16 protein-coding genes are annotated in these 23,626 nt (G+C 55.3%); 6 read left to right on the plus strand and 10 right to left on the minus strand.

Annotated elements, in window-relative coordinates:
• Positions 1-23: 23 nt before the first annotated feature.
• The 5 genes from PS2015_RS04825 to PS2015_RS15580 all read right to left on the minus strand — a co-directional run bounded on the left by PS2015_RS04825 (position 24) and on the right by PS2015_RS15580 (position 5,333).
• Positions 24-1,334: a hypothetical protein gene (locus PS2015_RS04825; protein ID WP_156412658.1), complete on the minus strand. Its 1,311-nt coding sequence runs from the start codon at positions 1,332-1,334 to the stop codon at positions 24-26.
• Positions 1,335-1,346: 12 nt separating this feature from the next.
• Positions 1,347-2,705, minus strand: coding sequence for a DUF1552 domain-containing protein (locus tag PS2015_RS04830; RefSeq protein ID WP_058021159.1), 1,359 nt, complete (start codon positions 2,703-2,705; stop codon positions 1,347-1,349).
• A gap of 21 nt (positions 2,706-2,726) precedes the next feature.
• Positions 2,727-4,418 carry a DUF1592 domain-containing protein gene (locus PS2015_RS04835; RefSeq protein ID WP_058021160.1) on the minus strand — a complete coding sequence of 564 codons (1,692 nt, stop codon included), beginning with the start codon at positions 4,416-4,418 and terminating at the stop codon, positions 2,727-2,729.
• Positions 4,419-4,694: 276 nt separating this feature from the next.
• A complete protein-coding gene (locus PS2015_RS04840) occupies positions 4,695-5,153 on the minus strand; it encodes an Rv1443c family protein (RefSeq protein ID WP_058021161.1) in 459 nt (152 codons plus the stop codon).
• A 6-nt stretch (positions 5,154-5,159) separates the two neighbouring features.
• Positions 5,160-5,333 carry a hypothetical protein gene (locus tag PS2015_RS15580; RefSeq protein ID WP_156412659.1) on the minus strand — a complete coding sequence of 58 codons (174 nt, stop codon included), beginning with the start codon at positions 5,331-5,333 and terminating at the stop codon, positions 5,160-5,162.
• Positions 5,334-5,435: 102 nt separating this feature from the next.
• Here PS2015_RS15580 and PS2015_RS04845 point away from each other — a divergent pair, with 102 nt between their 5' ends.
• The 3 genes from PS2015_RS04845 to PS2015_RS04855 all read left to right on the plus strand — a co-directional run bounded on the left by PS2015_RS04845 (position 5,436) and on the right by PS2015_RS04855 (position 7,141).
• A complete protein-coding gene (locus PS2015_RS04845; RefSeq protein WP_058021162.1) occupies positions 5,436-5,852 on the plus strand; it encodes a hypothetical protein in 417 nt (138 codons plus the stop codon).
• Positions 5,849-6,070: a helix-turn-helix transcriptional regulator gene (locus PS2015_RS04850; RefSeq protein WP_058021163.1), complete on the plus strand. Its 222-nt coding sequence runs from the start codon at positions 5,849-5,851 to the stop codon at positions 6,068-6,070. The genes PS2015_RS04845 and PS2015_RS04850 overlap by 4 nt, the downstream gene beginning before the upstream one ends.
• A gap of 309 nt (positions 6,071-6,379) precedes the next feature.
• Complete coding sequence (locus tag PS2015_RS04855) at positions 6,380-7,141, plus strand: hypothetical protein (RefSeq protein WP_058021164.1); 762 nt, start codon at positions 6,380-6,382, stop codon at positions 7,139-7,141.
• Between the two features lie 112 nt (positions 7,142-7,253).
• On the opposite strand, the gene PS2015_RS04860 is transcribed toward PS2015_RS04855, so the two are convergent.
• From PS2015_RS04860 to PS2015_RS04870, 3 genes are read right to left on the minus strand one after another with little or no spacing between them, the layout of a single operon-like run.
• Entirely contained in the window at positions 7,254-8,375 is a 1,122-nt protein-coding gene (locus PS2015_RS04860; RefSeq protein WP_058021165.1) for a zinc-binding metallopeptidase family protein, read from the minus strand.
• Between the two features lie 3 nt (positions 8,376-8,378).
• Positions 8,379-9,353, minus strand: coding sequence for an alpha-E domain-containing protein (locus tag PS2015_RS04865; protein ID WP_058021166.1), 975 nt, complete (start codon positions 9,351-9,353; stop codon positions 8,379-8,381).
• 2 nt (positions 9,354-9,355) lie between these two features.
• Complete coding sequence (locus tag PS2015_RS04870; protein WP_058021167.1) at positions 9,356-10,810, minus strand: circularly permuted type 2 ATP-grasp protein; 1,455 nt, start codon at positions 10,808-10,810, stop codon at positions 9,356-9,358.
• Between the two features lie 232 nt (positions 10,811-11,042).
• Here PS2015_RS04870 and PS2015_RS04875 point away from each other — a divergent pair, with 232 nt between their 5' ends.
• From PS2015_RS04875 to PS2015_RS04885, 3 genes are all read left to right on the plus strand, one after another.
• Entirely contained in the window at positions 11,043-14,453 is a 3,411-nt protein-coding gene (locus PS2015_RS04875; RefSeq protein WP_058021168.1) for a transglutaminase family protein, read from the plus strand.
• Between the two features lie 75 nt (positions 14,454-14,528).
• Entirely contained in the window at positions 14,529-17,153 is a 2,625-nt protein-coding gene (locus tag PS2015_RS04880) for a circularly permuted type 2 ATP-grasp protein (protein ID WP_058021169.1), read from the plus strand.
• Entirely contained in the window at positions 17,150-18,031 is an 882-nt protein-coding gene (locus tag PS2015_RS04885; RefSeq protein ID WP_058021170.1) for a transglutaminase family protein, read from the plus strand. Before PS2015_RS04880 ends, PS2015_RS04885 begins: the two co-directional genes overlap by 4 nt.
• 33 nt (positions 18,032-18,064) lie before the next feature.
• On the opposite strand, the gene PS2015_RS04890 is transcribed toward PS2015_RS04885, so the two are convergent.
• Entirely contained in the window at positions 18,065-21,787 is a 3,723-nt protein-coding gene (locus PS2015_RS04890) for a translocation/assembly module TamB domain-containing protein (RefSeq protein WP_058021171.1), read from the minus strand.
• Positions 21,787-23,622, minus strand: coding sequence for an autotransporter assembly complex protein TamA (locus tag PS2015_RS04895; protein WP_058021172.1), 1,836 nt, complete (start codon positions 23,620-23,622; stop codon positions 21,787-21,789). The genes PS2015_RS04890 and PS2015_RS04895 overlap by 1 nt, the downstream gene beginning before the upstream one ends.
• Positions 23,623-23,626 lie beyond the last annotated feature (4 nt).

The following is a 23,626-nucleotide window of genomic DNA, read 5'->3' on the forward strand; positions in this document are numbered from 1 at the left end:
GATTATAGTCCAGTCTGCCCCCTTTAACGAGGGGGCAGGATCACCGCATCAGGCCCGGCCTGGTAGTCGGCATTGGGATCAATGACAATGCCGCCCACAATGCGTGAGCGGCCGATCATCGGCCCTGATCCTTCCGGCAGCGGTGGCGCCAGATCCTTGTAGGACACCACCTGACTGGCAATCTCACTGGTATCGGGTGTGACTACAAAGGCAGGCAGGGCATCTACGCGCAGGGCGTATGAGATGTGCGTGTTGCCCTGGATGTTGTCACCGGACTGCTGACCACGTTCCGGGTGATAGTCGGCACTACGCTTCAAAGCGTAATACACGGCGGGCAGTTCCACCCAGGTCAGTGATTCAATCACAGGGCCGCGCGCGTTTACCCAGCCATCATAGACAGCACGCCAGGGCCGGTATCCGCCTACATATCCGCGCAGACTGCCATCTTCCTTCATTTCCAGACGAATCTGCGCCTCCAGCAGTTCAAGGTCACGTGTGTAGCCGGGGTCACGCAATGTCGCCGTTACCGCCTCACGTGATTCGATCACGCCATCGACGGTGCGGGCCGGAAACAGACCTTCATATTTGGCATGCGGGGCAATGCGATAGGTGTAGTCGGGCGAAATACTGCCGTCGCCGCCTTTGACCATATTGTCGTCACTCATGTAAAAGCCGACCATGACGTTGTTATCGTTGCGCGGGTCATCGCCCTCGCCGGACACAACAATCACCATGGTCCAGGAGCCGTTGCGCATACCATCATTGAACTGCATGGCACCGCTGGACAGGCGCTCTGGTCCCCGGTAGGTCTTCCAGCAACCCAGCGCCTTGTAAAAGGTGTTGTCGATGCCCGGCTCGCCTGTGGGGCTGGTAAAACCGGTATCGGGGTTGCCGTCCAGGTTCAGGCCCTCAGCAATTGAACCGGTCATCGGATACAGGCCAGGATCGGGATAAGACTCCGGGTTGGTATAGATATTCGCCCGGTCCTTGCCGCGGAAGGCCATCTGATTTTGCCCATGCACCGGGCTTCGGGTCGGGTTGGCCGGATTGCGTAGCCATTCGGCTTCTGCGCGCGTGTAGCCGGCCCGGACGAGCACTTCGACCCAGTCCTGCTCAGGGTTGACACCTTGCGGGCAGTCGCTGCCCGGTCCCTCGATACCGCTTTCGCCACCGAAATACATGGCCGGTTCATTCCATTCGATGACATAGGAGCGTTGCCAGTCCGCCTGCGCAGTCGCTGTCAGGCCGGTCAGGGCCATTGCCAGTGTTGCTGCACGCAGACATCGGTGAAAGCCAGTTCGGGAGCCTTTAGGAGAAGATCGATAGTCAGTCATGTTTTATCCCCTTCAGGATGCCATCACATCGGTGAGAGGGCGGGCTGTGCGCATTGATCCACTGCCAAACTCACCAACCGGTGCGCCGGCCAGTTGCATGGCCGTCAAAGAAACCCGCGTTACTGACTCGCCGGGCGCATGCACATGGTGGCCTGCCTTGTGTCGGCCACCAGCACCCCCGGCCAGCATCATGGGGATATTCTCGAGTGAGTGAATTTTGGCGTACCCGGTATCACTGAGCGCAAACACCAGACAGTTATCGAGCAGAGTGCCGTTACCTTCCTGAATGGCGTCCAGCTCTTCCAGAAAGGCACCAAAACCTTCCATTACCAGTCCTGCCAGTTTGCTGGTCTCTGGCTGATAACCCAATTGAGCATCAGTGGGTTCGTCGTGCGTAATCTGATGGTAGATTTTGCTCTGTCCCGGCACGTAGGTCTCTGACGTGCCGCCAGTGTGCACAAAGTTGAAGACACGGGATTGATCACAGGCCAGACCCATGGCCAGTAGTCTCGCCATAACACGCGTGTTGTTGTTAACGACATCGACCGAACCGGCACGTGCCAGCTCCGGCGGCATATCCGGGATCATACAGGCTTCGCGAGGTTCGGGACGCTGCAGTTGCACGGCCAGTTGATTTTCCATTTCCCGCAACGAGGTGAAATACTGTTCCAGCTTGATCTGATCCTCGTGACCAACGCTGCGCATCAGCGCCTGACGCTGTTCAGTGACAGCCGACAACACGCTTTGTCTCAGCATGATAGACGGGTCGGGTGCCCAATGTTCACTATTGGGGTCCTGAAAGCCTTCACCAAAAAGACGCTGGTAGAGTGCCAGCGGCGACTGGTCCGGCGACGCAAACGTGGTGCCAGTCCGTGTGGAGTAGCTGATAGGGCGTCTTGAGATGGAGGCATCAATGTCCAGCACTTTGAAACGTGTGGCGCCACCGATGGTGTCGGCAATGCGCGTGTCCAGCGTCGGGGCGTCGAAGCTGCCGCTGGCGGCCGGGGCAACGCCAGACAGAATAGAGGCATGACCGCTCCAGTGCACCAGGTTCGGGCTGGTGTCAGGGATCGCGCGGAAACCGGAGAACACCGACACCTTGTGCTTGAACGCGGCGATGGCCTGTAGTTCGGGTGTGATCTCATAATCGAGCCCGACAGTTTCCGGTACCCAGCGCGTGCCGCCGGTGGGCGTATCGGTCAGCCCCAAACCCCAGAAATAGGTGCCAAAACGGGTGGGAATAGTGCTGCCATCGGCGTAGGCGTTGCCATTCTCGTTCAAAAACAAGTTCAACATTGGCAGCCCGACGCCAACTGTTGCACCACCCAGCATGCCTTTCAGAACCGAGCGACGATCAATTTTCTGTTTCATGAGTGTATCTCCCAGATTCGGTTAAGGCGCGGCTGAGCCGCTGGCCAGTTGTGTCGGCTGCGAAGGCAGTCCTTCGGGCAGAGTGACCGCAAAGAATGCGGGCGTACTGGCGATCTGCTTGAATAACGCCGGTACTTTATGACCGTTCTCCGCAAACTGTGCGACCTGGTCGTTGATATAGGCGCGTTGTGAGCCGCCGGGCATCCGCGCGGTCCCATAAGCATAAACATTTCTGACCAGGCAGGAGGAGGCACGCGGATCGTTATATAAAAACTCACCAAGACCCTGCGCACCCACAAATTTATTACCAAACAGATCCGCGCTGACGTCTATCAGTTGACCATTTTCATACTTGCGAATCTGTCCCAGACCATCAAAGTGTTCCAGCGCCAGGCCGGGCGGGTCACTGCGCTGATGGCAAACGATGCAGCCTGGATTACTCATGTGATCCAGCAGCCTTTCCCGTGAAGTGGCTGCATCACTGTCAACGACCGCAGAAAAATCCACATCGGCGGGTGGTTCAGGCGTGTGCTCACACAGGAATATCTCATGCAGCTTGATACCCCGTAATGTCGGAGAGGAGCTGCCGGGGTGGGCGTATTGGGATAAAAAACCGACCTGGGAGAAAATGCCAGAGCGCTCGGCAGAATCCGGAAACGTATAGGGCGCCCATTCTTCGCTAGAGGTAAACGGCACCTGATAGACTGCAGCCAGTGGCCGGTTCAGGAAGGTATCATTAGAGGTGAAAATTTCTCGATAGTCGCGCTCGCGGGTCACCAGCAGCTCCACCAGCGTTTTCACCATTTGCTCTCGTGCACTATCGGCGACAAGCTGATTGAATTTGGGGTAGATGGACGCGTCCTTGACCATGCTGTCAAAACCGTCAATCTGCATCATGTCGACCAGAAACGCCGTGATGCCATCCTCCACACGCGGTGATGAGCTCAGCCGCTCTACCTGGGCCTGCAGACCCTGTTCGGTGAACAGTTCACCGCTGCGCGCGGCTGCCAGCAGGGCGGCATCCGGGGTCGAATTCCAGAATAAAAATGACAGGCGCGCCGCCCGCGTATAGGCGTCCAGTCGCCATTGTCCGGCCTGCTGCGGATCTGGCTCCGCACGCTCCATTCGGAACAGGAACTCCGGTGCGGTCAGCAGACTGGCCAGTGCCAGTTGCAGCCCGGTGTGGAAGTCGCCGGTCTGTCGGGTTCCTGTGGCAGCTGTTGTCAGACGAGCATCCAGTTCAGCCGGCGTCACGGGGCGGCGGAACAGCAGTTCACCGTATTGGTTGATAAAGGTCGCCGCACAGGCTTCATCAAAGTCAGTATTGGCCGCAGGGGTGCAGGGCATTAGCTCATCGCGCCTGGCCTCCGTCAGCGCCTGCGCAGCAATGTCCTGGGACAGGCTGAAAAATTGTTCAAAGCCCGCGGCGGTCATTGACAGCGTGGCGCTGCCCAGGGCCAGCAGACCCTGCTCGCGGCGTTCAGGTTCAAAGCGGGCATTGATCACGATATCGTCACCGAAGATGTCGGCAATGCTCTGGCGATATTGCGCTTCGGAAAGCCGGCGAGTGGCAACAACCAGGGTGTTGTCGGTCGGCTGCGTGGCGGTGTTTGCCTCTGTGTCCGCGGCAAGCGAGGGCGCTGTCAATGCGGTCGACGCGAGCAAACTGAAGGTCAGTGGCCGGGCCAGCCACGACAGGATTGATGTTTTCATTGTGTACCGACCTTTTTATGCGTTCTTATAAGTTCTTATGCGTTTTTTTTTATCTGTTTTGGGTGTCGTGCCGGGTTTTTGATCTTGTCTCGTTAATCTATACAGGATCCGTATTGCTGAGATTATTTGGAAAATATCAGAAAAACTAAATTTTCCTGATAATCGTCAGTCTACCGGCTGGTGGGGGGATGTCAATATGTGTGTCGAGGGTATTTAGTCCTGGGGATCGTGCCGTGAAGGCGGGTGATGCAAGTGGATGTTTTTCCCGGGTCCAAATTATGAAATGGCTTCGTATCCATCTCTCGCCAATGCCTGCCACTTGCGCTGCCGGTGCCAATAAAACCCCTGAGCATACAGCCAGATCAGGGGCGTCAGTATGCCGGCATCAATATCCACGGTATCGCGATAGTGCACACCGTTTTCTTTCTGTGAGATGGTGATGCGGTGATCCCAGGTTTTAATCAGACCGCTGTAACCATTGTCGCGTACAACAAAGGCGTCGTCCGAGGGGATCAGCGAGATGACAATGGCCTGGCGTCCAAACGGAATCAGGCCGAACAGTTTCAGCTTGACCCAGTATGTACCTTCAGACCAGGTGTCGGGAAAGGTGGGCGGGTCGACCGCAGTGAAGGTGATCATTGGGGTGGAGATGTGCCTGAACAAGCGTGGCGTGCGCACCGCTGCAATGGCCTGCTCCACTGTGCCGCTCAGCACGCACTGACGGTCGACTCTCATACGTTCTCATTCCAGACCAAACCAGACACTGCCGATTGTCACGGTAATACCGTTCACAGGCAATACCTGTGGAGAGTTGTTCAGCAGAAAGCGCGTTTGCGACACGTCTGTCCTGCGATGCTCGGCACAAACTCGAAACGCTGCTGCGCCATCATTAACGACCAGCAGCCAATATGTCATCAATAAAACTTTACCTTAAGTCAAATATACTTGACATCAGTTGCGCGCCTGAATACAGTCTCAATGTAAAGGTTGTTTTACATCAAGGCAAAGGATGATGACATGAATTCAAATCAGAATAGTTCCTATGAATCTCGCATCGCAACAATGACCCGCACCCTGGCTGTCTGGACGGGCATCTGGGTGGCAAGCTGTGCCGTTCTGGCTTTTGGCCCCAGATTCCTCTGGGCAGAAAGCACTGCAATCACTCTGGCCGCTGTATTGCTGAATGGTCTGGCTGGCATCGCCATGGTGCTTGCCAACAAAAAGCACATTGCCAGTCTGGATGAAATGCACAAGCAAATTACTCTGGAGTCAATGGGTATCACGCTGGGGGTGGGTCTTATTGTCAGCATTCCGTATTCACTGATGGATGCCTACGACGTGATCGCGTTTGATGCGGAAATTGCCCATCTGGTCATTATCATGGGACTTACCTATCTGGTCTCAACGATCTGGCGTGTCGGGAGTTTTCGATGAAAAATCGGCTGAAAGTGTTGCGCGCGGAACGGGACTGGACCCAGGCGCAACTGGCGGAAGCTTTGCAGGTATCACGTCAGACCGTCAACGCCATCGAAAAGGGCAAGTTCGATCCCAGTCTGCCGCTGGCATTCCGGGCCGCGCGGTTGTTCGGCCTGCCGATTGAGCAGATATTCAGTGACGACCGTGCTGACGTCGGCGACGATGTCGATTTGTAGTTTGTTAATGGTGGGTCCTGTAGTGCCTTGAAGTAACGATCAGTCTAAATCATTATGCTCCAGGTTTCGCTCTTGAATCACAGTCGATTGGAAGGGTTTCTTACAAGTTGCCGGTTTGACCAGACAGTTGACTGCCTTGTATTCAGCCGCGCATCAGTTGCTTTGTTGGCGCCCGGTTGCCACCATGAGTGCCCAACAGAGTCGAGATTAGATACTGTTCGAACGAGAGATGGCTTAACTTAGTTGTTAGGTTATTGACTTTAAGGTTATATTCAGCACTCTCTGAACAAGAATAAAAAGGAGATGGCTATGGATACTTCGGATACAGTCGCGCCGGAAATGGTTCCTCCTGCCCATCGCGATGGTAACTCCGGCGGCAGGCATAAACCGGAGCGTCGTTTTTACATGGGCGTCGCACTGGCGCTTTTTATGATGGTGCTGGTGGGGTTCTGGCCCAGCTATTTTTCTCTGATCTTCGGCGAGCCTGTCGCGAGACCCCTGATTATGCATGTACATGGTGTCATTTTTACTGGCTGGATGCTGCTTTTGCTGCTTCAGGTCGGGTTGGTGGCTATGGGAAGGGTTGATCTCCATCGCAATGTCGGTACATTCGGCATAGCTTATGGTATTGCAGTACTATTGCTGGGAGTTGCCGTCAGTTTTATTGCGCCGGCTCTGCACGTTCAGTCTGGTAACTGGTCACTGGATCAGGCTGCCGGATTTCTGATCTTTCCGTTGGGCGATATGATTCTGTTTGCAGGATTTTTCGGCGCTGCCGTTGTCAGGCGCAGCCAGCGTGAGGCACATAAACGCCTGATGCTGGCGGCAACCATAGCACTGGCATTCGCCGCTGTTGCGCGCATGGAAATTCAGGCGCCGTGGCTGTTTTTCTTCGTCTGGGTATCGCCGTTGTTGGCGGGAATGGCATTCGACCTCTATCGTCGCCGTCATGTTCATAGGGTTTACCTGATCAGTTTTGCCGTCTTCCTGGTATTTTTTCTGCGTCTGTTTATGGTGGAGTCCGAAATCTGGTTACGCATTGGCAGGCCGATGTTGTCGCCGTTTCTGTAATTTTTGTTGATGCTCGAAGGTTAAGGTTGTCAATGAAAAGGGTTGGCTTTGTGACCTTTTATCACATACATGGGTGTCTTAGGGTTGCGTCAAAGGGGAGTGTTTCATAAGCCTACTCAATGACCCGATGCACCATATACATTTTGCGAAGCGAGTCTACGGTCAGCACGAAGGGATAGCTGTCCGGCTGTCCCATGCTGCGGGCCAGTACGTTCAGCACACTGCTGAGTCTGACCCATTGGTTTGCGCGTTCCAGAAACGTCAACATTGATTGTGGATTGGCAGAGTGAAAAGGGCAGTTCGCAAGATCACGGGCCGTAAAGGGATCGGTCTGAATACTGAGCGCCGCGGCGTCAATGCCAAACTGTTCAGCTGCGCTCAGGGTGTCCGTCATATGCAGGTAGTGCGCCCAGGTTTCTGCCCAGTCCTCCCAGGGGTGGGATGCGGCATAACTGCTGATGTAGTGGCTTTGCCAGTCTGACGGCGGTCCGGCGTTGTAGTGATTCTGCAGAGCCTCCGTATAATCCATGCGTTCATCGCCGAACAGGTTTCGATAAATGGGCAGCCAATCAGTATGCAGCACCAGCCTGTCCCAGTAATAGTGGCCTGACTCGTGGCGAAAATGACCGAGCAGTGTTCTATAGGGTTCACGCATCTGCTGACGAATCTGTTCACGGAAAGCAGGATCGGCTTCTGCGATATCGAGCGTGATGATTCCGCCCTGATGACCCGTGACGGGCACATCCTGGCCTGGCTGCCAGCGCAATAATTCAAATCCAAGCCCATGGGCCGGATCCATCTGGCGCGTCTGCACCGGCAGCCCCAGGATCAAGAGCTGTGCAATCAGGCGGCGCTTGGCTATCTCGCACAAGCGCCAATAATCTGCGTTACCCGCTTGAGTCAGGTCAGGGATGGTCACATTGGTGGCGCAGGCCAGACACAGGTCAACCGCACTGTTCTGGTCAAGGCTGCCGGTAACCAGCCAGTTGCACTGTGCAGGTGAATCGACGTTGGCACAACGCCGATAAGTATCAATTATTCTAAGGCTGCTGCTTTTGTCATCATGCAGAATCCAGCGCCCGGCTTCCTCGGCAGGCAACAGGCTGTGAATACGTCCGTGTTCCGGATGGAAAGCCAGTGCTGAGCCACAGCGCAGGCAGACACTGTTATCAAAGAAAACCACTTGTCCGCACTGGCAGTGCTGGCGGTGACTGTATGAGCTGAAATGGGTCATCGCTTATGCTGTTTGACTTTGTGAATTGTCGGCCGGGCTCTCATGAACGCTTGCGAAATAAGTTGCAGCCAACGCATCATGCAGTTCAATAAAGTCCAGTTGAATGTCATCAACAAAGGCGTGCAGCCGTTCCGGCTCGCTGGCAAGCAAGGGGATGTCGGCGGCCGCTAGATGCTGACGGCAGGTCTCCACTTCATTTAACACGCGATCATGACGCGGCAGTGTCAACAGGGCATTGGCAAAACGTTCCAGACAGGTGCCGACTGCGCGCGGGAACTGCCGATCCTGTAGCAGGAAACTCAATACATCCGGTCCGCGAATACGCAGGCGAACGTGCTGGCGATACATCTGATAACCGCTGAGTGATTTCAGTACACTCATCCACTGGATGTTCTCAAAAGGAGTCAGTTCTCCCGGACTACGGGGTAGCAGGTTGCCGGAGCGCACATCGATGATTCGGGTAATCATGTCGGCGCGTTCCAGTTGGCGACCCAGCATCAGAAAGGTGCGTGCCTGGGTGTAACTCAGTGTGCCTTCGATCAGCCCGTTGACGGTCTGGCAACTGCGAATGACTCGTGTCAAAAACGCGTCTCGCTTGCGAGGTGTGATGCCGGATTCAACCTGATCACGTACGGACAGGTAGAGTTGATTGATTTCTTCCCAGATTTCTCTGGGAATCACATCCCGCGTGGTGCGCAGATTCTCGCGAGCCGCGGCCAGTGACCGAATGATAGAGCCAGGATAGCGTTGATCACCGCAGATAAAGGACAGCACACTGCTTTCATCATGATTGCTGTAAAGCTCATCAAACAGGTCGGCATTGCCGGTGATGGCGATAATTTCTGTCCAGCCCAGCTTTGTGGATCTCGGCAAATCCAGCAGCAGGTTACTGTTAACGCTGAGCAGTCGAGCCGTGCCTTCTGCCCGTTCAATGTAGCGCGCCAGCCAGTATATATTTTCGGCGACTCTGGATAACATGGCTACTGGCCCTCCAGATCAACAATCCAGGTGTCTTTGCTGCCGCCGCCTTGAGAGGAGTTGACGACCAGAGAGCCTTTGACCAGAGCAACGCGGGTCAGGCCACCTGTGGTGACATAGGTTGACTCGCCGGACAGGATAAAGGGCCGTAAATCGACGTGCCGGGGCTCCATGTCATTGCCAATCAGGGTGGGCGAGGTCGACAGCGCCAGTGTTGGCTGGGCCATATAGTTGCGCGGGTCAGCCTTGATCAGTTCGGCAAATTTCTTGCGCTCTTTTTTGTTGACGTGCGGGCCGATCATCATGCCGTAGCCGCCCGATTCATTGGCAGGTTTGACAACCAGTTTGTCCAGATTCTCCAGAACGTAATTGCGGTCGTCTTCGAACATGCACAGATAGCTTGGCACATTGGGGATCAGTGGTTCCTGATCGAGATAGTATTTGATGATTTTGGGCACAAAGGCGTAGACAACCTTGTCATCTGCCACGCCGGCACCGGGCGCATTGGCCAGTGCAACATTGCCTTTGCGCCAGGCGCGCATCAGACCACGTGCACCCAGCGCTGACTCGGGATTAAAGACTTCCGGATCCAGGAACATATCGTCGACCCGACGATAAATCACATCCACCCGCTGCAGTCCGTTTACCATTCTCATGTAAACACAATCATCATCCCCGACGACCAGGTCAGAGCCCTCCACCAGCTGCACGCCCATCTGTTGGGCCAGGTAGGCGTGTTCATAATAGGCGCTGTTATAGATGCCGGGGGTCAGAATCACAATTGAAGGATCGTCACCCGGGCGCGGGCTCATTGAGGCCAGCATATCGTATAGCTGCGACGTATAGTCGTCGACCGGCTGGATGAATCCGGTGGCAAACAGATCTGGCATGACGCGTTTGGTGACGTTGCGGTTTTCCAGCATATAGGAAACGCCCGATGGCACCCGCAGGTTGTCTTCCAGCACGTACAGAGTGCCGTCCTTGTCGCGCACCAGATCGGAGCCACAGATATGCGCCCAGACATTGTGCGGCGTGTTGATGCCCACACACTGTGGCCGAAAATTGACCGAGTGGGCCAGCAGCTCTGCCGGAAAGACCCCGTCTTTGACTATTTTTTGGTCATGATACAAGTCATTGATGAACATATTGAGCGCCTGGACCCGCTGTTTGAGTCCGGCTTCTGTCTTCTGCCACTCTTTCAGGGGAATAATGCGCGGCACAATGTCGAAGGGCCAGGCACGGTCAATCATGCTGCCCTCGGTATAAACCGTGAACGTAATACCCATCAGTTGAATGGCCAGTTCGGCAGCCGCCTTGTGCTCTGTGAGCTCTTTGGCGTCCAGTCGGGCCAGGTAGTCACACAGCATGGCCGCTTCCCGGCGAGGCTTGCCTGGCGAGGCAATCAACTCATCATAGAATCCGTCAAAATTATAAGCGTCCCAGTTAACATTACTCATTCAGTGTCAGGTATCCATCATTGGTGAGTGTGCCCGCCCTAAGGCTGCCAGCCTTGCCAGTATGCCCAAAACAGACAACGGTGCAACGGCCATAAATCAGCAGCAATCCTTGTATCAGTGTTACCTGTTTGTATCATGCGCCTGAACATTCGGCAACTGGCCCGTGAAAAGCTATTGCAATTGGCACTCCCCTTGCTATGCTCCAAGCACTATCCCGTGCCGGAACTCTGTTATGACGATTCGTGTTGCACTGAGACATTCAACCCGTTATCAGTTTGATAAACCCGTTCAGGTTTTTCCTCACCACATTCGCCTGAAACCCGCGCCTCATTGCCGTACGCCCGTCGAGGCCTACAGCATGAAGATCACGGGTGGTGAGTACTTCATCAACTGGCAACAGGATCCGTTTGGCAATCACGTTGCGCGGCTGGTGTTTCCGGAGAAAATCTCCAGTCTGCAGGTGGATGTTGAAGTCATCGCGCCGATGACGGTGATAAACCCCTTCGATTTTTTTGTGGAAGAGTACGCAGAGCATTTCCCCTTCAATTATCCGGAGGCTTTAAAGAAGGATCTGGCACCCTATCTGGAAACTGGCCAGCCGGACTCGCAGGGACAGGACGGGCCATTGCTGCAGGCCTGGTTGGAGCGCGCCCGTAAGGAGCTGCTGAGCGGCGACAAGCTGTTAATCGCCAGTGCTCTGGTGGTTCTGAATCAGCAATTGAGTCAGGATATTGAGTACCTTATCCGCATGGAGCCGGGTGTGCAGACGCCCGAAGAGACACTGGCGCGGGCCAAAGGCTCCTGCCGTGATTCGGCCTGGTTGCTGGTGCACATTCTGCGCCGCCTGGGGCTGGCGGCACGTTTTGTGTCCGGTTATCTGGTGCAGTTGACCGCCGATGTCAAAGCACTGGATGGGCCTTCCGGCACTGAAGTGGATTTCACCGATCTGCATGCCTGGACTGAAGTTTTTATTCCGGGAGCTGGCTGGATCGGTCTGGATCCGACCTCCGGCCTGTTTGCCGGGGAAGGGCACCTGCCGCTGGCGGCAACGCCGGAGCCGTCAACGGCGGCGGCTATAACCGGGACGACAGCACCCTGTGAAGTTGAATTTGACTTCTCCATGAGTGTCACGCGTATCCATGAGGATCCGCGGGTCACCAAACCTTATACCGAAGCGCAATGGCAGCAGATTGACGCGCTGGGTCAGCAGGTTGATGAGCAACTGCAGGCGCTGGATGTGCGGCTGACCATGGGCGGTGAGCCCACTTTTGTATCCATCGATGATATGGATGCACCAGAATGGACCATCGCCGCGCAGGGGCCTACCAAACGAAAACTGGCGGAATCACTTTTACATCGATTGCGCCCGCATTACGCACCGAATTCACTGCTTCACTATCAACAGGGCAAATGGTATCCGGGAGAACCACTGCCGCGCTGGGCGCTGGCCTGCTACTGGCGGACTGATGGCAAGCCCATGTGGCACGATGAGCGCTGGTTGGCGAAGATGGATGAGCATCATGCGGTCGGAGAAACCGAATTGCAGGCATTTGCGAGGTCGCTGGTCAAACGGCTGGCGGTGGATGAGAAGTATCTGATTCCCTGCTACGAGGATGCTTATTACTATCTGTGGCTGGAGCGTCAGCAGCCCGTCGATATCGATCTGCGCGGCGAGGATTTGGGCAAGGATGAAGATCGTGTTCGCCTGGCCAGGTTGCTGGAGCGCGGCATGGATAAACTGGTGGGCCTGGCCTTGCCGCTGACTGCACAGTCGCTGTCTGTCGCTGGTGGCAAGAAGGCGGAGAATGGCCGCAAAGACATCAGAGGCTGGTTGAGCGGTCGCTGGCCGGTGCGGCGCGATCATCTGTATCTTATCCCGGGCGATTCTCCCATGGGACTGCGATTGCCGTTGAGCGCCTTGCCGGTTAATAAACGCGAAGAAGAACAGCCTCCATCCTGGTTTGAAGAGCTTCCGCCGTTGGCTGAGGATAATGGCCAGGTCGCTCAATGGTACAGCGAGGTGCCGCGCCTGCAGCCTGGTGTTACTCCCGGTGGGCTGCATGTGCATGGGCGCAGTCAGGAGTGGCAGGAACAGTTCGCCGAGCCTGACAAGGAAGAGGCGATCGGGACGGCGCTTTGCCTAGAGCCACGTGATGGAAAATTATTCGTTTTTATGCCGCCGCTGCCAAAACTGGAAGACTATCTGGCATTGCTGGGCGCTATTGAACAGACTGCAGCGGACAGACAACTGCCAGTCTGTGTAGAGGGCTACCCGCCCCCTTCTGATCCGCGCCTGCAGAAATTCATGATTACACCGGATCCGGGTGTGATTGAAGTCAATGTGATGCCGGCGTCCAGCTGGAATGATCTGGTGTCCAATACGCGAATTCTTTATGAGGAGGCGCGGCAAAGCCGGCTGGGCACAGAGAAATTTATGCTCGATGGCCGTCACACCGGCACCGGCGGTGGCAATCACGTCACGCTGGGCGGCGCCACTCCCTCAGATTCACCCTTTTTGCGCCGACCCGATTTACTGGCCAGTATGCTGATTTTCTGGCAACACCATCCCAGTCTGTCGTATCTGTTTTCCGGTATGTTTCTGGGGCCGACCAGTCAGGCACCCAGAGTTGATGAAGCAAGACATGAGGCTCTCTATGAGCTGGAGATCGCGCTGTCCCAGATGCCTGTTGGCGAGGTTCCGGAGCCCTGGCTGGTCGATCGCCTGCTCAGGCATTTGCTGACTGACATTACGGGCAATACCCACCGGGCAGAGTTCTGCATTGATAAGCTGTACTCGCCGGATTCAGCCACGGGGCGGTTGGGATTGCTGGAGCTGAGAGGTTTTGAAATGCCGCCTCATGCCGAGATGAGTCTGATGCAGCAACTACTGATTCGTGCATTGGTCGCGCGTTTCTACGCCTCGCCCTACCGCAAGCCGCTGGTGCGCTGGGGCACGGCCCTGCACGATAAATGGATGATGCCACACTTCATTTGGCAGGACTTGTGTGATGTGCTGGCAGACCTGCGTGACCATGGTTTTCAATTCGAGCCAGAGTGGTTTGCGCCGTTTCAGGAGTTCAGATTCCCACTGGCCGGCGAGGTGCGCTACAACGGCGTGCATCTTCAGCTGCGTCAGGCTATCGAACCCTGGCATGTATTGGGGGAGGAAGCCAGCGGGGGTGGCACGGCACGTTATGTTGACTCCTCCGTTGAGCGGATAGAAGTCAAACTGATCGATTACAATCCGGCCCGTCACTTGCTGAGTTGTAACGGTTATCGAGTGCCTTTACAGCCCACCGGCGTGCCGGGAGAGGCCGTGGCGGCAGTGCGTTTTCGAGCCTGGCAACCACCCTCGGCCCTGCATCCGATGATCAAAGTGCATGCGCCCCTGGTTTTTGATCTGATCGATACCTGGAATGCGCGATCGCTGGGCGGCTGTACCTACCATGTTTCGCACCCGGCGGGGCGCAACTACGAAACATTCCCTGTCAATGCCAATGAAGCCGAGGCCCGACGAATGGCCAGGTTCTGGGCACATGGTCATACTCAGGGCGACGTTTGTCGCATTGAAAATGCTCCCGGGCAGGAATACCCCCATACACTGGATCTGCGGCGTGCCGATGTGCCTGCGGGAGGCCTGTGATGGTTCGGGCTTGTTTCAATTGAGCGGGCATGACAAGATCAGCGGCCTCTTTCATCGCAACTGAATTCGACATCCATGCAAGCTGATTCATCGCCAGATTCCGTTAAAGCCCTGCTGCGGGACTATGCCGGCAGCCAAAGCTTTGATGAGCTTTTTGATGAGGGCCGACCGCGAGCCCACTGGCAACATCTGCTGAGTGAATATGCCGCGCTGGGTCCGGAAATCCTTGTGCAGCGCAGCGATGAAGCACAAAGTCGACTGCATGAAAACGGCGTGACTTTTAATCCTTATGAAGATGATCCCGGGCAGCTGCGCTCCTGGCGACTCGATTGTGTGCCCTGGGTCATCAATACCCAGGAGTGGGCGAGTCTGGAGCAGGGGCTACAGCAGCGCAGCCGCCTGCTGGCTCATCTGCTGGATGATCTGTATGGGGAGCGTCGCCTGATCCGTGAAGGATGGCTGCCACCTGAATTGGTCTACACGCATCCGGGTTTCCTGTTTTCTGCAGCTGATTCGCCATCGCTGATCGAACGGCCTCTGCTGATTTTCCATGGCACCGATGTTGTGCGCGATGAAGCCGGGCAGTGGCAAGCGCTGGCTGACTGGACACAATCGCCTTCTGGCGTTGGTTATGCTCTGGAAAACCGCATCACTTTGTCCCGGGCATTGCCGGGCTTATATCGTGACGCTCCTTTGCAGCGCCTGGCCGGTTTCCTGCAGGCGCAGCATCGCTGTCTGGCCAGCCTGGCGCCCAAGCAGCGGGATCAGGCCAATATCGTCTTGCTGACTCCCGGCCCGGGCAGTGCGGGTTATTTTGAACATGCCTGGCTGGCCAATTACATGAATATTCCACTGGTGGAGGGTGATGACCTGCTGGTTCGGGAAGGGCAAGTGTCTGTGCGGACGCTTGGCGGCCTGGATAAAGTTGATGTGATCCTCAGACAGATCAACGACCCCTGGTGTGATCCGCTTGAGCTGCGCCCGGACTCTCTATTGGGTGTGCCGGGCCTGCTGCAGGCCGCTCGTAATGGCGAGGTGCACATTGTTAATGCGCTGGGTGCCGGTGTGCTTGAACATCCTGCCTTGATGGCATTTTTACCACAACTGTGTGAACGCTTACTGGGCGAGTCATTGCGGTTACCATGCCGCGAAACACTCTGGTGCGGTGATGATGCATCGTTAAAGAGGGTTCGACAGGCACCAGAGGAGTGGGTAATCAAAGACATTACCAAACCTGGCAAAGTGTTTCATGTGGATCAGATGGGGCTTGAACCTGCCCGGCATCTGCGGATGGATCTTGACGCCCGACCGCATCTGTTTACGGCCCAGAGACCGCTAAAAGCCGCCACGACGCCCGGTTTCAGTCCGCAGACCGGGTTATTTGAGAAGCAACAGGTCTCCATGCGATTTTTCAGTCTCCTGGAACCGGACGACTGTCAACGTCCGGTTACCGAGCAGCACTATCGGACCATGCCGGGTGGCGTGGCATGGGTTGGCGAGCCGGGTTCGGCACTGATGAAAAGCCCGGTGGTCAAAGATATCTGGGTCCTGGCGCCAGTGCCGCAGCCACATATCAGTATGCTGCGACAGGCCGGCGGGCCCATATTGTTTACCCGTGACGGCAAGGATCTGCCCTGCCGTGTTGCAGAAAGTCTGTTCTGGTTGGGACGGTACGGTGAGCGTCTGGATATCCGCGCGCGCCTGCTGCGCGAGTCACTGAGCAAATTGTTGCAGGAAGACCCACAAACGGAAACCAGCAGTCTATTGCCTGACCTGTTGACGGCGCTTGGCATTGCGCCAGAAGAAAAGAAGCTGGCCGCTGCTCTTCAAGACATTGCGGAACATCCGCGCTTTTCCAGGTATCACGTGCTGGCGCGGGATCGATTGCTGAATCTTCTGAGTGATCAGGGGCAGGGCGGCATGCCCGGAATTTTCGCCAGCTTCCAGCGTAACAGTCGCGCGGTGCGTGATCACCTGGGTGATGATAGCTGGCGTGCGATCAGCAAGGTACGACAGCGTTGCAATGCCATGTCACGCAGCAAAGGCGTTGTTGCCGGGCAGAGAGAACTGGAAGCCGTTGTGCTGGATCTGGCAGCGTTTTTCAGTTTATGCAACGAGACCATGCCGCATCATTACGGCTGGCGATTTCTGGACATCGGCCGGTTTATTGAGCGGGTGCTGGCGACACTTGAGCTTCTGAAGCTGGCGTTGTTGACGGCCCGTCAACCCGGCGTTGCCCTATGGGAAGTGGTGCTGGCAACAACGGATAATTTTACTGTCTATCGCCGACGCTTCCGCTCGCAGTTGCATCCCTCGGCCATCCTGGATCTGTTGTTGTTTGATGAAACCAATCCGCGTTCAGTTGGTTATATGCTGAAACGTATTGGGCGCCAGGTGGCCCGCTTACCGGATCAGGATAATACATCGTACAGGAACCAGGAGAATCGACTGATTATCGAGGCCAGCAGTACACTGCACCTGGCTGACATCGATTCATTGGCAGGCCTGGAGAATTCTGAATCAGCTCGTGAGGCTCTCAATGACTTGCTGGACAGGCTGATTGCGCCAATGTCGGCATTGTCAAATGCTGTCTCCCATAGTCATTTCAGTCACGTGGAGGCGCCCAGACAGTTGGTGACCATGCAGATCAGTCCGGGCCTGGATGATGGCAGGGTGCCTGGTCGGGGGGAGCGTCGATGAAGTATCAGATCCGGCACCTTACTCGCTATGACTATAGCGGGCAGGCTACGCTCAGTCACAATGAAGCACGTATGCTGCCGCGCAACCTTCCCTGGCAATTTAATCTGAGTAACCAGTGGCAGATCACTCCGGCCCCGGTGCGCATGCGTGAACGTACGGATTTTTTTGGCAATCGGGTTGTATATTTTGCAACCGAGACAATTCATGACAGTCTGGAGGTGCTTGTGCAGAGCGAGGTGGATATTCAGCCGCGTCCTGTACAGGATATTTTTTCCAGTATCAGTTGGGAGGCGGCTGTATCAGAGATAAAGGCCGGGATGATCAGGGGCGATGAGGAGTGTATTGAAGCCCGGTTGTTTGCCCTGGAGTCTCCGTTCATTCGTCATCAACACTCGCTGCTGGAATTTGCTCACGAAAGTTTTTCAGTCAGCTGCGATCTGGTGACGGCACTAACAGACCTTAATCAGCGCATTTTTACAGACTTTACCTATGACCCTGATGTGACCACAGTAGCCACTCCGGTCCATGAGGTGCTGGCAGATAAACGTGGCGTGTGCCAGGACTTTGCTCACTTGATGATTGCCAGTTTACGGACTCTGGGGCTGCCGGCCCGATATGTCAGTGGTTACATGGAAACCCTGCCACCGCCGGGGCAGAGTAAACTACTTGGTGCTGATGCCACTCACGCCTGGGTGGCCGCTTTTATACCGGGTTGGGGCTGGCTGGAGCTGGATCCGACCAATGGCTGTATGGCCGATGAGCGCTATATCGTATTGGGCTGGGGTCGGGACTATGCCGATGTGACACCGCTGAAAGGTGTTATGACCGGTGGTGGCGAGCATGAGCTCACTGTGGCCGTTGATGTTGTCGGCGTCTGATTCCAGGTCGACAGCGTGTTGCTCCTGACGGCTTTATTGTTCAACCGTGTAGGTCAGATCAATGCTCTGGCTCTGGCCCGAGGTGGCGTGTAATTTGACACGATCATTAACACTGTAATCAATGGCCAGGCTATTTTCAGTCTCAAACAATCCGACCGCGTAGCGCACAAAAATCCGTGGTGTGATGTATTTTCCCAGCATCAGGCTGCTGTCATTAACATCGCCGCGACTGTCTATACTCAAAGTGTCCAGACCGAGCTGTCCCTGAATCTGATTAACAATCCCCTCGCTTTGGCTGATACCCAGCGATGTTGCCGCACCCACCAGAGCATTGCCATCCTGTTGCGTACCGATTTCTGACAAGGGACGGCCAGTGATCATCACAGACAGAATGTCTCCATCAGCGAGGCTGGGTGTTGAAAACAGGCTGCTGCGCATATTGCGGACTGTGCCGTTCATCTGCACACCGACGCGCATATTCTCAACCTCGCGCACTGCTCGGATATCGATAGCCGGGTTGTCATAGCTGCCCATAAACAACAATTTGCCTTGCTCAATGGTCAGTACCCGGCCATAGATTTCAAAGTTTCCTTCGGCGACTTCCAGCTCGCCATAACTGAGCGGTGTTGCGCCTGGTCGTTGTGTTATGTCGAGTTCACCGCGCAATCGTGCATTCAGCCCGAAGCCGGCAATGCGCACCTGCTCACCCAGACTGATCGTCAGATCCCCGGATAGCGGTATATTCCCTAATGGGCCGGCATCACGGATAGCGGCGTTACGCACGGTGTTTTCTGAACCGGGCTCAGTAATCAGAATGGTGTCGCTGGATACGTCAACCGCTGATTCAGGCAGTGTGCTGATTGTGGCGCTGACCAACGGGATATGAAGCTGCCCGTTTAAGTCGATGCCCTGTTGACTGCCTTGCAGTTGCAGATCCGGAGAGATAGCGACTTGCAGTTCTGGCAGGTCAGCAATGGTAAACTCACTGCCTGCCAGGCGTACATTAAATGACGGATCCCCAGAGAACGGGTCCGATATACGGCTGATAAAATTCAGACTGCCCGCACCTGATTCGGCATAACCGGACAGCTCCAGCAGGTCGCTGTTTTCGCTGGTGAGGGTAAGCTCTATCCCGGACAGTGAGAGATTCAGTGCCGGCATGTTAAACGCCGCCTGACTCAGCATGATGTCTCCACCAACTTGAGGCGACTGCAGTGTGCCCGCCAGCGATAAGCGACCCGTCAGTCCGCCACTGACCTGTGTCAACTGCGGTGTAAGAGCCTCCAGCCAGCCAAGATTGTCGAAGTCGATACGTAAACCACCCGCCAGCTCCCGGTCCGGGTTAACGGTAGCGGCCAGCATCGCAGTGCCCTGCATGGTAGATGGTGTCTCGTCATATTGCTGGGCAAACTGCAATTCGCCATCCACAGCCCAGCTGCCGGCCGACTGATTCGCCGTCAGACGTAATACGGGCCAGGTGAAATGGTTGATGACCGGTTCCAGAGTCATGGAGCCCGGGTCATTGATATCGGCATCATCGCCAAGTGCTTCACCTATGTAATAAAGGTTGCCGGCCGTGCTCTGAACCGAGGCCTGGACATCCATCAGCTCAGGTGTCGTAATGGGACCATTGATAGTGGCGCTGGCAGACAGCAAGCCAGACAACGCCACGTCTGCCGGCAAGGTCTGAGGAAGTCTGAAGGAGTTATTGTCCGGGAACCGGATATCCGAGTCCCGACTGATCAGAGCCTCGGTCTGAGGCAGATTGCCACTGTCGAGAGGAAAGTTTTGGACAGATATGGATGCTGCAAGCAGCTCTTGATTGTCCAGACTTGCGTCAAGGCACAAGCGAGTGTCAACCATCATCCAGCACACCGGCGAGATTGACAGTGTCTCGGCAGAAAAATTCATATTGCCGGACTGTTCCTGAACCCAGTTTCCATAGGCAGAGTTGACTTCGCTGCTGAGCAGTCTGCCTCGCCATCCACCAGCGTCGAGAGCACCGTCGGCGTTAATGCGCAGGGCACCCGGCGTGCCGTCGGCGAGCAGCAGCAGATTATGAGCGTCGGGTTGACCACGCAGCCTCAATTGGATGGACTTGATGGTCTCCTCGCTGCCGGCAATAGGCAGAACGATGTTCCCACTGAGCAGTTCCAGCTCATTCATGCCGGCGCGATTCTGACCGGTGACGGTCAGTTCCGGAATGACATAGTCTCCATAGCTGATTTGCTGAGCTGACAGATCCATATCGATAACAGGTTCACTAAAGCTCCCGGAAATGGAGGCGTCAGCATGCAGCCTTCCTTCCAGGCCCGGATAGAGGACACTCAAAGTCGGCGCATCAATTGACAGTGCTGCCTCAATTACCTGCTCTGCTGTCACTGTAGCGGTGGCGGCAAGACTATTGTTGCCATTGCGCAGTTGTAAATTTTCCAGATGCCAGGTGTTGTCGATAAATCTCACCCCGCCTGCGCCGTTGACAGGAAAATCATTCAACATGGCAGTCAGTGAGTTCATGTTGAAATTGATGGACTGTAATTGTCCTTCTGTCAAAGCCAATGACAGCGATCCGTCAGAACTCAGGTCCTGTAAGCGAAGACTGTCCGGTACGCCTGCCAGGTAGCTGTCAGGAGCCGGATCTGTCAGCTGATAGTCCAGATTCAGTTCTAGCTCATCGGTCCAGTCCACCAGGCCCTGCAAAACGATCTGGCCTTCGCCGGTGCGGAATGCCAGTTCCCGTACATCGAGAACCGATCCTCTGAGATAGGCGCGCAGGTTTAGATCCGCATCCAGACGAATTTGATGTGATAGCGCCATATCCAGTTGCGCGGCAGCAAACAGGCCCAGATCATCGGGCGTACCCTGAGTTCGAAGTCGCAGAGCAAGAACCTCGTAATTCTCCATGCCAGGCAGGGGCTGGGTTGCCAGCGTGTGCTCCAGATTAAATTGCGGTTCAAGTGCATTGATGTCGGCGTTCAGGAGCTGGGCGAGCTTGAGTGTTATCTCGCCTGCGCTGCTCAGTTCCGCCAGGCCATGCAGACTGTGCTGCAGATTAAATTGATCCAGACTGCCATCAAGGCTGAGTTGTCCATGCGGTGCCTCGGTGCCTTCCAGCAGAATTTCGTCATAGCGCCAGTCAGCGGTCAACTGGAGTGGGTAGGGGCGTTGCAATTGCATTTGCAGCGAAGCATTCAGGCTCAGCGGAGTGCTGCCAAATTCCAGTTGGTCGATGACCAGCGAACGTCCCTGCAGTCGGGCGCTCAGTGCCAGGAGGTCGATATTGAACTCAGTGTCGGCCGTTGTGATACGTGCGCCGTCAATTCGGGCGTTAGACACGCGAATGGCAACCGGCAGTGGCAAAAAACTATCGAGCAGATCATCCAGCACCAGGGGGGCAGTGGCCTCGACCGGCTGTTCGGCGGCGATTATGTTGAGTTGGAACGCAGATAGTCGCAATGACTCCAGATAAAACTCTCCTTCCAACAGGGTAAGCGGATTCCAGCGGCTGTGTAATTGGGCGATCTGCAGTTCAGTGCCTGCATCACGCCACTGGACACCCTGCAGGTTCAGGCCACGCAGAAAGGTGCCTTCCGATTGGCGGAAACTGAAATGTCGGGAGTCGGTATTCAGTATTGTACTGATTCTGGCCAGCAGCCACTCGCTGCCTGAAACTGTGGCCAGCAAGGCGCTTACACTGCTGACTGTGAGCAGTATGAGCAAAAACAGGCCCGCCAGAATTCTAAGTGCCCAGCGCATCACAGATCCGGTCCCATGGTTATATGCAGTCGGTATTGGCCACCGCTTTCCAGCGCTTTGGCGATATCCAGCCTGATGGGGCCGATCGGAGACAACCAGCGCACGCCCAGGCCAGCACTCTGTTTCAAGTTCATCTCATTAAATGCTGCAAAGGAATTACCGCTGTCGATAAAAGCGGCTGCGAACCAGTTACCCGTCACCCGCATGTCATACTCAATGCTGCCGACCAGCATATGTTTGCCACCTACCACTTCGTTTTGATCATTGGTCGCACCCAGTTCACCGAACTGGTATCCGCGCACGCTGGTATCGCCGCCCGTGAAGAATCGGACTGATATTGGCAGTTCCAATACCTCATCGGCAAAAGTTGTTGCCATTTCTGCTCGCAGCAAAAATCGACCAGGGCCGGTTTGGCGCACGTATTTGGCCGAACCATAAACCTGTGCAAAGGTCATATCGGATAACAGATTGTTGTGGGCACCGCTCAGTTGGCCAAAAAGCCGCCAGCCGTTGGTAGGATATATGGCGTCGTTGCTGCGGGTACGTGACCAGTTGATCCCGGAAATAAGTGAATTGGTCTGTTCAATGAATTCTGAGCGATCAGCCACGGCTGTCAATTCCGAGTCTTCCCGCTCGTAGTTGGTGAAGATATTTTGCACCCAGTTATTGTCGAGCAGCGTCTGGTAAGTGACGCCAACCCGATAGGTACTGGTAATGAAGCTGTCGCTTTCCTGCCGTTGAAAGCCGCCAGAGAAGCGAAGGCTGTCATTGACGGGATCCTGCAATGGAATGACGTAACTGAGACTGGGTTCCTGTTGCAAGGGTGAAAGACTCAGGTCGCCCGACAAGCGATGTCCACGCCTGTTGAAGTACCGATCTTCGTAATTTAAGCGCATCCGTGGTCCAGTGTCTGTGTTAACACCAATACCTGCTGAATAGGCTTTGCGCGGGCGCATGCTCAGATCTATGGTCACCGGTACGGCATTATCCACAGCGGCAGTTAACTGCGGTGTGACCGCGACTCTGGAAAAATACTGGCTGTCGTTAAACTGTCTGCGCTGCTCAATCAGAGTCTCACTGGCGTAACTTTCGCCGGATTGAAATGTAAGAAATCGCCCGACAAAATCCTCAGACAATGCATCAGGTGTGTTGATGGTAATGTCGCCGAATCGATAGCGGTCACCCGGGTCAAACTCGATATCAACAGTTGCCAGATTGCTGTTCATATTGATTGCCAGTTCTGACTTGACAAAGCGAGCCTGAAAGAAGCCCAGTTCGACTGCGTGACTGCTCAGATTGGCTTTGAGTCGCTCGTAATTGCCGTGGTTAAGCTGCTCACCTTGCCGGACAGGCAAATTATTCATTACTGGTACGAACAGCTCACGATAATCAGGGTTACTGAGGGCAATGTTGACCTCGCCAAAGCGCACTGGCTCACCGGGCACCAGGGTGATGGTCAGGTTCCAGCAGGTGTTGACTGTGTCTGCGCCGTTGGTGTCTGCTGAAGTTTGCGAAGCCTGTGCCGCGGTTATTGTAATCTGCTGTTGTAGCCGATAGAAACCAAGTGCCTGTGCTGCCCGCCTGACATCATTACGTATTCCCGGCACAAGCCGGTTTAAACGTCGCTGGGAGGCATTGCAGCGTTCATCAGGGACACCGATATGCGCCCGTATATTATCGACCAGCGTGCCGCTGGCGCCCACAATATCAATTCTCGGGGCAGCATCCGCAGGGCTATCCGCCGCTGTTTCCTGAGCGCTCCCGGCTGCAGGGATTACAACCATGACCAAAGCCAGGATGACTGCTGTACTGCTTAACTTGTAATCAAACCACATTGTC

It is taken from the genome of Pseudohongiella spirulinae, assembly GCF_001444425.1.
Lineage (GTDB): Bacteria > Pseudomonadota > Gammaproteobacteria > Pseudomonadales > Pseudohongiellaceae > Pseudohongiella > Pseudohongiella spirulinae.